This is a genomic window from Cytophagales bacterium (assembly GCA_033344775.1).
Lineage (GTDB): Bacteria > Bacteroidota > Bacteroidia > Cytophagales > Cyclobacteriaceae > JAWPMT01.
On sequence record JAWPMT010000002.1, the window covers coordinates 190850 to 201265 of the forward strand.

Below are 10416 nucleotides of genomic sequence, written 5' to 3' on the forward strand. Positions count from 1 at the left end.
CTTTTATGACGATAAGGTGATCCTCTAATTCAAATGGTTTCAATCCACTTCAAAGAACAGATTCAAGTGTCAGGTTGAACCTATTTGGGTGTCAGGCTGAGTTTATCGAAGCCCTGATCCCAATCCCTTATCTCAACCAACTTATCCTCCATCGTCCCTTCAAGCCCCAATTTCCAATATTGAACATCTAACCACTGAATGGCCTCTTCCAGAGGAATATTTGGATAATGATGATCTCTGGTAAAATGAACATATTTCAGTGCTCTGAAAGCATCCCACCAGGAGAAGAACCGCTTCTTAAAAGTTTCCCTATTAGATGCATTTCTGTGCATTTCCTTTAACGCAACTTCAAATCCATGTTCCTCATGAAAAGCGACAATAGTCTCAGGTAAGTTTACCTCCTGATGTTCGTGTAATTGTTCGACCTGTGAAAAAAGCGCTTTCAAGTCTACAAAACTTTCCGGGGCATACACTTCATATTGTTCCAGCTGTGAAATCTTCGCGAGTGCTATTCCTGTCCCGAAAGGAACTCGATCTGATTCTCGAGCAGAGGGATAGATCATTGTATTGTTGATCTCTCCAAATTTGCAATGTGGAATGATTTTGTGAAGAAAGTAGAAGTCTTCTCCTGCCTTTCGAGTGTTCATGCCACCATGTTTTTGATAGACAGAGGATCGAACAGATATGCACGACCCTAAGGTTTGATAGGCATATGGGAATTCCGCGAAGCGCAGTGCATCGATGTGATACCTTAAGAACAGTTCATATTGAATGATCTCGTTATTGGATAGGGGATGTTCATAGAAAATCACTCCTGCACCAAGCTGTTGCTGACGAAAAGTTTCCTCGATTACTTGGAAAAACCTCGGATCACATAAGCAATCAGCATCGTAACAGGTGATGATGCCATCCTTCCCCATTTCATTGAACCACCTCGCGGCTTCATCCATTCCCAGTTTCCTGGCCAGGCCGACTCCGGCTTTTTTTCGTGGTAGTACTGCATGATACACCACTAATTCCATAAAATCTGGAATTTCTAGTTGGTCCAGTTGCCGTATCGCTTGTTGATTGAGATCTGTAGCTGCTTCTTCGGCCTGTTCGGGCTCATTGACTACTATCAGTACCCAAACTTTAAAACCTGGTGCCTTACAAGCTGTGAGCGACCTAACAGCTTGTAGTAATTGTGGCTCCTTGTAACTCGGGAGAACTACAATAAGCTCAGTATCCGTAGGAGGGGTAATCTCAGGAAAAATGGGAGGCCCGTAAGCATACCTTTCGAAGTACTTCCATTGATCCATGATCATGGAGATAGTCGCTTGATGGTCCAGTCTCCACCTGTCTTTTCATACAGCAACCGGTCATGGAGTCGATTGGGTCGACCTTGCCAAAACTCGAAGGCTTCAGGTTCCACACGATAGCCACCCCAGAAATCAGGCAATGGGACTTTTCCACTTTTGAATTTCTCTTTCATTTCAGCCAGCTTCATTTCCAGAATACTTCTTGAAGAGATCACCTCACTTTGATGGGAGACCCATGCTCCCAATTGACTTCCAAAAGGCCTGGAAGTGAAATAGGCCAGAGATTCAGTGGTAGATACTTTGGTGGCCTTACCCAGGACCTTGACCTGTCTGTGTAACCCGTACCAGGGAAACAGGATACTCACCTTAGGTTTTTTGTCTATTTGTTGCGCTTTATTGCTTTTGTAATTGGTATAGAAAACAATTCCTTTTTCATCATAGGCTTTCATAAGCACGGTACGCTGATCCGGGAATCTATCCCCTTGAGTGGAAAGCACCATGGCATTGGGCTCCAACAACTCACCTGAAACCGCTTCTTCAAACCATTTTTTGAATTGAGCAAAGGGCGATTGTTCCGCAGAATCAATATCTAAATCAGCTCCTGAATATTCCTCTCTCAATGCGGCGACATCTATCTTCATTTCACAATCAATATGGACGGGAAATCATTTAAGTTTGAAGTTCAAAGATATATGAATGCAGTATAGAATTGACCTTTCTGTTCCAAGTAGTCAGGAGTGGGTAGATACAGTGATGAATGATTTTGATGCCTTTCTTGTCGATCATGCTAATTGTGAAAGGAAAGCATCCGCTATGGCCATGAGTTTTGTGGCAAAATACCCCGATAGACTGGAGATTATTCCTGAATTGATTGATACAGGGATTGAAGAACTGGAACATTTCAAGGATGTGTACCAGATCATGCAAGAGCGTGGAATTCAGTTGCCACCAGAAATGGGACAGGATTTTTATATCAAGGACTTACTCACATTTTGTCGTTCAGGTCGTGAAGAACGGTTCATGGATCGTTTGTTGTTGGCATCACTGGTGGAGACACGAGGCGCGGAGCGTTTCCGGTTGGTTTACGAAGCATTGGACCCAGGTCCGTTGAAAGACTTTTATCATCGTCTTTGGGCTTCCGAAGCGAGGCATGGTGAGATTTTTGTGAAAATGACTTTAAATTATTTTGAAGAAGCCCCAGTTTATGCGAGGTTGCAGGAAATGACAGAATACGAAGGAGGCGTCATTCAAAACTTACCGTTAAAACCAGCGTTGCATTAATATGGATTTCTTTTCCGCTGACAAAATTATTGAGCCAACTAAAGGTGATTTGCTCATTTCCGAGCCGTATTTACCTGATCCGAATTTCGAGAGAACAGTTGTCTTAATATGTGAACACGATGAGAATGGAACATTTGGATACGTGTTGAATAAGCAATCCCAATTGACCCTTTCAGAATTAGTAGAGGAGGCCGAGGGGTTTGATGCAAATGTTTTTGTAGGAGGCCCCGTACAAAAAGATAGTTTACACTTTATTCATCGGGCATCTGAAATGGCAGACAAAGAAAAAGAAATATTGCCAGGGGTTTATTGGGCCGGTGATTTCGATGATTTACTGCTCAAAATCAACACCAGACAGATTCATGCTAAAGATGTCCGGTTTTTTCTGGGCTATTCCGGATGGTCTCCTGGACAGCTGATGGAGGAATTAGAACAAAAGTCATGGATTGTTTGTAAGGGAGTTGGTCAGTCGATTGTTTTTGATACGGCTCCCGAAGACATGTGGCGTACGGTATTAAAACGAATGGGAGGGAAGTTTAAAATGATCGCAAGCTACCCGGTTGACCCACGATTGAATTAATAAGCTTTGGATCGGAGCTAATTATGTTAATTTTGAACTGCGCAGGTTTGAATTAAGATTTGAGATATGGAATTGCAAGATGGTATGCCGAATTCTGAGGAGAATCCTAAGAATTTGGAAAACGTTCAGCAAGAAGCTGAAAAACAAGAAGAGATTACAAACAACACCGAAACTTCAACGGAAGAAGTTCCTCAGGAGGAGCCCACTACGTCTGATGATTCCTCTGTAGCATCTGAAGGAGATGTACAGGAATCGGTGGTGGAAGAGCAGTCACTAGTCGCTGAAGAGGTAACTCCGCAGGAAAATGTGGAGTCTTCATCAACGGAAACACAAGAAATTGATCAACCGGAAGATGTTCCCGCTGAAAGTTCAGGGGCGGAAGAAGCGGTTGAACCAGTGCCAGAGGGTACGACATCCGATTCAACTCAGGAAGAGGGACAAGCTGAAGTTGAAACTTCCACTGAAGAAGTAAAGTCGGAAGAAGTTTCGGAACAAACTGAAGCTACCGATCCTGTTGTGGCAGAAGAGGTTACAGCCGAGAATCCAGCTACGGCCCAAACCGACGAAGAAGCAGTAGAGGAAGAAGAACTTGAAGAAATTGACTTTTCAGCTAAGACCAAAGCTGAATTATTGGCGTTTGCGATTGATCTCAATAACCATGATCAGATCCGCCGCTTAGATAAATACCTGAAGCCGCTCAAAGCGAGGTTCGACAAAGTATTCATTGAAGAGCGACAGACCGCATTGGATGCTTTTGTAGCGGAAGGTAACGAACGCGATGATTTTGAATTCAGAGGAGATGACGAATCCAGAAAGTTTCAGGATTATTATGATCTTCTTAGGGAGAAACGTAATAAGCATCACGCGGAGTTTGAGAAAAGAAAAGAGGATAATCTAAAGCACAAAGAAGAGATCCTCGAAAAAATCCGGGAGCTGATCGACGGAGAAGAAACGGACATTAGTATTAAGGCCGTTCGAGAACTGCAGAATGAGTGGAAAACGGTAGGTCCGGTTCCAGGCCAGCACAATAAGACCCTTTGGGCAAATTATAACGCTTTGCTGGACAGGTTCTACGATGCTCGCAGTATCTACTTTGAATTAAAAGACCTTGATCGAAAAAAGAACCTACAGTTAAAGCTGGACATTTGCGCCAAAGCAGAAGCGCTGGATGCGGTTGAGAGCGTGAAAGATGCAGTCATTCAGTTGAATGAATTGCATGAGGAATTTAAGCATGTGGGGCCTATTCCACGTGAGCAACAAGAGGAGGTTTGGCAAAGATTCAAGACTGCCTCTGATAAGATCTACGTGAAGCGTAAGGGATATGTGGACGATCTCAAGAAAGCTTTCGTAGAGAATCTTGAAAAGAAAATGCAACTGGTTGAAGAGGTTGAGCAGTTCATTAAATTTGATTCGGATCGAATCAGTGCCTGGAATAAGAAAACTAAGGAGATCCAGGAGTTGCAGAAAAAGTGGGAAGCTGTAGGAGGTATTCCACGTGAAAAAGCCAAGGAAGTCAACAAGCGCTTCTGGGCAGGATTCAAAGGGTTCTTTGCTAACAAGAGTGCGTTCTTTAAAAAGTTTGAAGCCCAGCGTGGAGATAATTTGAAGATCAAACAAGGTTTGGTAGAAGAGGCCAAGGCACTACAGGGCAATACAGATTGGGTAGCGACTACCGATAAATACAAGCGATTACAGGCACGTTGGAAAGAAGTGGGGCCAGTTCCTGAGAAATACCGTACGAGTATTTATGAGGAATTCAAAGCCGCTTGTGATCATTTCTTTGATCAGCGCCGAGCTCAAAACCAGGAGCAAAACCAGGAACAGGAAGCCAACCTCAAGGTGAAGCTTCAGGTTTGTGATTCGATTGATGCCATTGCCGGGGAAGGTAAGGTTGATCTCGATGTAGTATATGGATTGTTGGATCAATTCCATGAAGCAGGGTTTGTTCCCCGCCACAGCATGAAGAAGGTTCAGAACCGATTTACAGAAGTGACCAAAAAGCTGATGAGCATTGATTCTCTGGAAGAAGATGATCGTCAGGACCTGAAGATCAACATCGAAGTTGGCAAGATCAAAGGTGGACCTCATGCTGATCGTAAGATCTTCCGTAAGGAGAATTCACTGAAGAGGAAAATTGAGAACCTGGAAAGTGATATCAGCACCTGGAAAAATAACCTGGAGTTTTTTGCTTCATCCAAGGCTGCGGATCAGTTGAAGCAGGATTTTGAGACTAAAATTGTGAAAGCCTCGGAGGAGTTGGATGAGTTGAAGAAGGAACTTCGAATGGTTCGTAATTCTTAATGAATAAAAATTCATTTTAGCATTTGGTAAACTCAAACGAGTTTCTATATTTGCACTCGCTTTGAAAAACAGGGAAACAAAAAAGCCCTTTCAAAGTAAGGAAAGCCTCCTTAGCTCAGCTGGTAGAGCAACTGACTTGTAATCAGTAGGTCATTGGTTCGATCCCGATAGGAGGCTCATAAAACCCGATAGAGATATTGGGTTTTTTTGTTTTCAGCAAGATGCAAAAACAATCAACTACCAATAATATATTTTGCATAACAACTTTCCGATCGATCCATTACTTTCGCTGAAATATCTGAAAGACTTTAAATCTCATTAGTGAGAACATTTAGCTGTCAGACAAATAATTGCAGTATGAAATTCACGCTATACTTCACTTTGTTGGTGCTTTCGTTATCAGCATTCTCTCAGGAAGACTATCAATGGAAAGGAAAATTTGAGCAGATCGATCCGATGCTGCCGGCTCCTAATACCTACCGTTCGGGTTCTGGGGCACCGGGTGAGGGATATTGGCAACAACAGGCTGATTATAAGATCAAAGTGTCTTTGGATGAAAAGGCGCAGAAGATCAAGGGAAGTGAGACCATCACCTACACCAACAACTCCCCTCATACCTTGACTTATCTATGGTTACAGCTGGATCAAAACGTACGTCAAAATGACAATTTGGCGGATCAGACTAAAGCCAACCGAATCTATGACTCCATTCCGGCAAAGTATACTCAAGGTTACCTTGGTGGACTGGATTTTGATTGGGGCTACCAGATAGATTTTGTGAAAAATGCCCAGGGCAAGGATATGGAGTACATCATCAATTACACGATGATGAAAGTGGTATTGGAATCAGGTTTGAAGACTGGTGAAAGTGTAGCAATACAAATAGATTGGTCTTATATCATCAATGATCGACAGATCGATGGAGGAAGAAGTGGTTATGAGTACTTCCCGAAAGATGATAACAACCTGTACACCATTGCTCAATTTTTCCCAAGAATGGCGGTATACGATGATGTCAATGGATGGCAAAACAAACAGTTTCTCGGAGATGGTGAGTTTGCCTTGCCTTTTGGGGACTATGAAGTAGAAATCACTGTTCCTGCTGATCATATTGTGGCCGCCAGTGGTGTCCTGCAAAATGAAAGTGAAGTATTGTCTAAAGAACAGTTGGAGCGTTTCACCAGGGCAAAGACCACTTTTGATCAACCTGTCTTCATTGTTACTGAAGAAGAAGCGCGTCAAAATGAAAAAAGTGGAACCTCCAAACAAAAGACTTGGCGTTATAAAGCCGATGATGTAAGAGATTTTGCTTTCGCTTCTTCCAGGAAATTCATCTGGGATGCTCAGGCAGTGCAGCTTGATGGTAAAACACCTCTGGCTATGTCATTCTATCCGAAAGAAGGTAATCCACTTTGGGAAGAAGAATCCACAAAGGCCGTTAAGAACACCCTGGAGTTTTATTCAGAACGAACCTTCGATTACCCTTATCCAGTGGCGATTTCGGTACATACAGCCAGTATTGGTATGGAATATCCGATGATCTGCTTCAATTATGGTCGACCGAACGATGATGGAACTTACTCACCCAGGAAAAAGGCTGGTATGATCGAAGTGATCATCCACGAAGTAGGTCACAACTTTTTCCCAATGATTGTGAATTCAGATGAAAGACAATGGGCGTGGATGGATGAAGGGATTAATACTTTCATGGAGAAAGAGACGAAAAGGGTTTTATATCCGGAGATATATGAGAACGATACCTGGGGAACCCCGAAAGGATTGTCGAACTACATGAAAGGGGATAAGAAATATATTCGGCCGATCATGACCAATCCCGAGCAGGTCATGCAATTGGGTTATAATGCATACGGTAAGCCTTCAGCAGCTTTGACAGTATTGCGAGAGTTAGTCATGGGGCCTGAACTGTTCGATGCAGCTTTCAAGGAGTATTCGGTCCGGTGGGCCTTTAAGCATCCACAACCTGCGGATTTCTTCCGAACGATGGAAGATGCTTCAGCGGTGGACTTAGACTGGTTCTGGAATGGCTGGTTCTATTCCAGGGACTTTGTGGATGTGGGTATCGAAGAAGTGAAATGGTACCGACTGAAGGATGATAAGAAATCGGTAGAAAAAGACCTTACAGTAGCAACCGGCAACCTCGGAGAGAGCAATGAAAAGACTTATGATTTTGGCAGTGAACCTGAAGAGTTTTTCGTCAGGAATACACCCTATGGCGGTGAGTTCAGAAGTAGAACCGATGACAAATCGATATTCAAGAAATTATCCGATAAGAATTTCTATCAGGTAAAACTTCAGAACAAAGGAGGATTGGTTACGCCTGTTTTACTGGAATTTCATTTTGCGGATGGATCGACAGAGATCAAAAAAGTACCTGCTGAGATCTGGCGCTACAATGAAGAAGAGGTAACCAAAGTCTTTGCTTTCAAAAAGCAGGTACAAAAGATTGTGCTGGATCCGTCCTTGATGACAGGTGATGCTGAAGCAGAAGATAACGTGTTTCCACGAGAGCCTGGCAATTCAAAGTTTGACAAATTCAAGAAGTCAAAGGATGAATAACCATTCTTCGGTTTGTTCAATACAACTTCTTTGATGGTGTTTTATTATGATTATGTAGTTTTGGTATTTAATAGTTGCCTTAACAAATAATAATCATGCCCCTGCATTTTAAACCTTACCTACTTAATCAAGCAACCTATAAAGGGGGAAAAGCCCGAGATGAGGATTCTAAGCAAAAGATCTACAAATTATCCTCCAATGAGAACCCGATAGGGGCCAGTCCGCTGGCCATTGAAGCGTTAACTAAACATGCGCATACGGCATTCGAATATCCTGAAGCTACTAATCAGGAATTTCATGAGGCACTGGAAAGTTTTTATAATGGCAAAGTCAGGGCAGAACAATTCATCACCACAAATAGTGGAGTAGCGAACATCGAGATGGTGATGCGCGGCTTTCTGGAGCCAGGAACACAATTTATCTATTCAAGTCCGGCATTTATCGCGTATCGAGGTTTTGGCGAGAAAATGGGAGCGGAAGCTGTGGATGTGCCTTTGGTGGGGGAACACTTTGAATTGGATGTGGATGGTATTCTGGAGGCGATCAATGAAAAGACCCGTCTCATTTTGATCACTAGTCCCAATAACCCTACAGGAACTCACATTCCGAAATCCAAAATTGATGGATTGATCAACAAGCTTCCTGATCATGTTGTGCTGCTATTTGATGAGGTCTATTATCAATTCGCAGATGCTGAAGACTATGTTCGAGCTACTCCTTATATAATGGATGGGAAAAACGTGGTGGCGATCAATAGCTTTTCCAAAGCCTATGGACTGGCAGGTTTAAGAGTGGGTTATTCTTACAGTACGCCGGAGATATCAGGATATCTGAGAAATCTGAGAAGGCCATTCATGGTGAATACTTTGAGCATGAAAGCAGCAATGGCCGCATTAAAAGATGAAGCTTTCATCAACCAGACGGTGAAAGTAGTTCACGAAGGAAGAGAATATTTGTACGAAGAGTTAGCTCGACTAGGATGTCAATTTTGGAAGACGCAGGCCAATTTTATTTTGATCAAACCTGAAATGAGCTCAACGGATTTTGTAGGAAAAATGGCAGATGAAAAAGTTATGGTAAGACCTGCCGAAGGAATGTCCGATCCAAGGGGCGTCAGGGTAACAATTGGCGATCGAGAAGCCAACGAAGCCTTTATTCAGGCTTATATGAAGGTTAGAGACTAATTCTGAGCTTATAATACCCAACTTTTAATGCTTTTAATTGTATTCATTTGATTACTTATTGAAGTATTCAAAGGAGAATAATTGCATTATATCGTTAAAAAATATAATTTTTCTGAATAAAAAATCAGCAAACGCTTTCTAATACCAAAAGAATTTCGCAAATTCGTTGCTGAAGATTAAGCTTAAACTCTCAACCTTGACACTGCTATTAGACCACCGTCCCATTAATCTGCCTCCTGATCCTAGGAATGCAGTAATTTTCAATGTACCTTCAACCGGTTTTTTATTGCTGCTTACCCAACCTGACTGTATTCAATGACGAAGTTTCATTTCATATCTGGTTTACCCCGCTCCGGATCTACTTTGCTATCAGGTATTCTTCGTCAAAACCCAGGATATAGTGCAAATATGAGCAGTCCTGTTGGCTCTTTGGTCAATGGTATTCTTGAACAAATAGGGGCTGGTAGTGAATTTTACAGCTTTTTTGATGAGGATAAACGTAAGACGATGTGCAATGCCATCTTCCGTGCTTACTATGATGAAAGCCCGGCAAAGGATGTGATTTTCGATACCAATCGCATGTGGGCAGCACGCCTCCATCAGTTAGTCGAACTATTTGATGATTTCAAAGTCATTTGTTTGGTCAGGAACCCAGCCTGGGTGATGGACAGCTTTGAGCAGATTTATCGCAAAAACCCCTTTAATTATAGCCGTATGTTTGCCGCCCAAAACAGGGGTACGGTATATTCCCGTTGCGAGTCCATGATCAATGGTGGAGTTGTCGGAGCAGCCTGGATGGCCTTGAAAGAAGCTTACTACGGTGATTATTCAGATAAGCTTTTGCTGATTGATTACGATCTCCTTGCCATGCATCCCGAGAAGACCATGTCCTTATTGTATGAGTTTATCGGTGAGCCGAAATTTAATCATGACTTTGACAATGTAGATTTCAGTCATGATGAATTTGATTACACTTTAGGAGTGAAAGGGTTGCACACAGTTAAAAGAAAAGTAGAATATAAAAGAAGAAGGACCATCTTACCTCCTGATCTTTTTCAGAAGTATAGTGAAATGGCCTTCTGGACGGACAAAGCCGGAACAGCGGCAAGTGTCATAGCGCCGAAATCAAATATGTTGACAGCAGTGCGCTGATTATTTAAGGATTAAAGAAAACCACCAGACATAAATACACACG

The 10416-nt window shown here is 42.5% G+C and carries 8 protein-coding genes and 1 tRNA gene; 7 read left to right on the forward strand and 2 right to left on the reverse strand.

The genetic code is table 11. The features are described 5' to 3' along the window. Positions 1-80: 80 nt before the first annotated feature. Both R8G66_05550 and pdxH read right to left on the reverse strand, forming a co-directional pair. Positions 81-1304: a hypothetical protein gene (locus R8G66_05550; protein ID MDW3191804.1), complete on the reverse strand. Its 1224-nt coding sequence runs from the start codon at positions 1302-1304 to the stop codon at positions 81-83. Then, positions 1301-1939 carry a pyridoxamine 5'-phosphate oxidase gene (gene pdxH / locus R8G66_05555; protein MDW3191805.1) on the reverse strand — a complete coding sequence of 213 codons (639 nt, stop codon included), beginning with the start codon at positions 1937-1939 and terminating at the stop codon, positions 1301-1303. The genes R8G66_05550 and pdxH overlap by 4 nt, the downstream gene beginning before the upstream one ends. A 55-nt stretch (positions 1940-1994) precedes the next feature. Here pdxH and R8G66_05560 point away from each other — a divergent pair, with 55 nt between their 5' ends. The 7 genes from R8G66_05560 (at position 1995) to R8G66_05590 (ending at position 10373) form a co-directional block, all read left to right on the forward strand. Beyond that, complete coding sequence (locus R8G66_05560; GenBank protein ID MDW3191806.1) at positions 1995-2579, forward strand: tRNA-(ms[2]io[6]A)-hydroxylase; 585 nt, start codon at positions 1995-1997, stop codon at positions 2577-2579. 1 nt (position 2580) lies between these two features. Next, on the forward strand, positions 2581-3159 hold the full coding sequence (locus R8G66_05565; GenBank protein ID MDW3191807.1) for a YqgE/AlgH family protein: 579 nt from the start codon (positions 2581-2583) through the stop codon (positions 3157-3159). Between the two features lie 66 nt (positions 3160-3225). Further along, positions 3226-5460: a DUF349 domain-containing protein gene (locus R8G66_05570; protein ID MDW3191808.1), complete on the forward strand. Its 2235-nt coding sequence runs from the start codon at positions 3226-3228 to the stop codon at positions 5458-5460. A 104-nt stretch (positions 5461-5564) separates the two neighbouring features. Then, a tRNA-Thr gene (locus R8G66_05575) sits at positions 5565-5637 on the forward strand. A 180-nt stretch (positions 5638-5817) separates the two neighbouring features. Beyond that, positions 5818-8037: a M1 family metallopeptidase gene (locus R8G66_05580; protein ID MDW3191809.1), complete on the forward strand. Its 2220-nt coding sequence runs from the start codon at positions 5818-5820 to the stop codon at positions 8035-8037. A 95-nt stretch (positions 8038-8132) separates the two neighbouring features. Continuing rightward, the gene (locus R8G66_05585) at positions 8133-9221 is read left to right on the forward strand and encodes a histidinol-phosphate transaminase (protein ID MDW3191810.1); all 1089 of its coding nucleotides are present in this window, start codon (positions 8133-8135) and stop codon (positions 9219-9221) included. A gap of 315 nt (positions 9222-9536) precedes the next feature. Next, positions 9537-10373, forward strand: coding sequence for a sulfotransferase (locus tag R8G66_05590; protein MDW3191811.1), 837 nt, complete (start codon positions 9537-9539; stop codon positions 10371-10373). Positions 10374-10416: the final 43 nt, after the last annotated feature.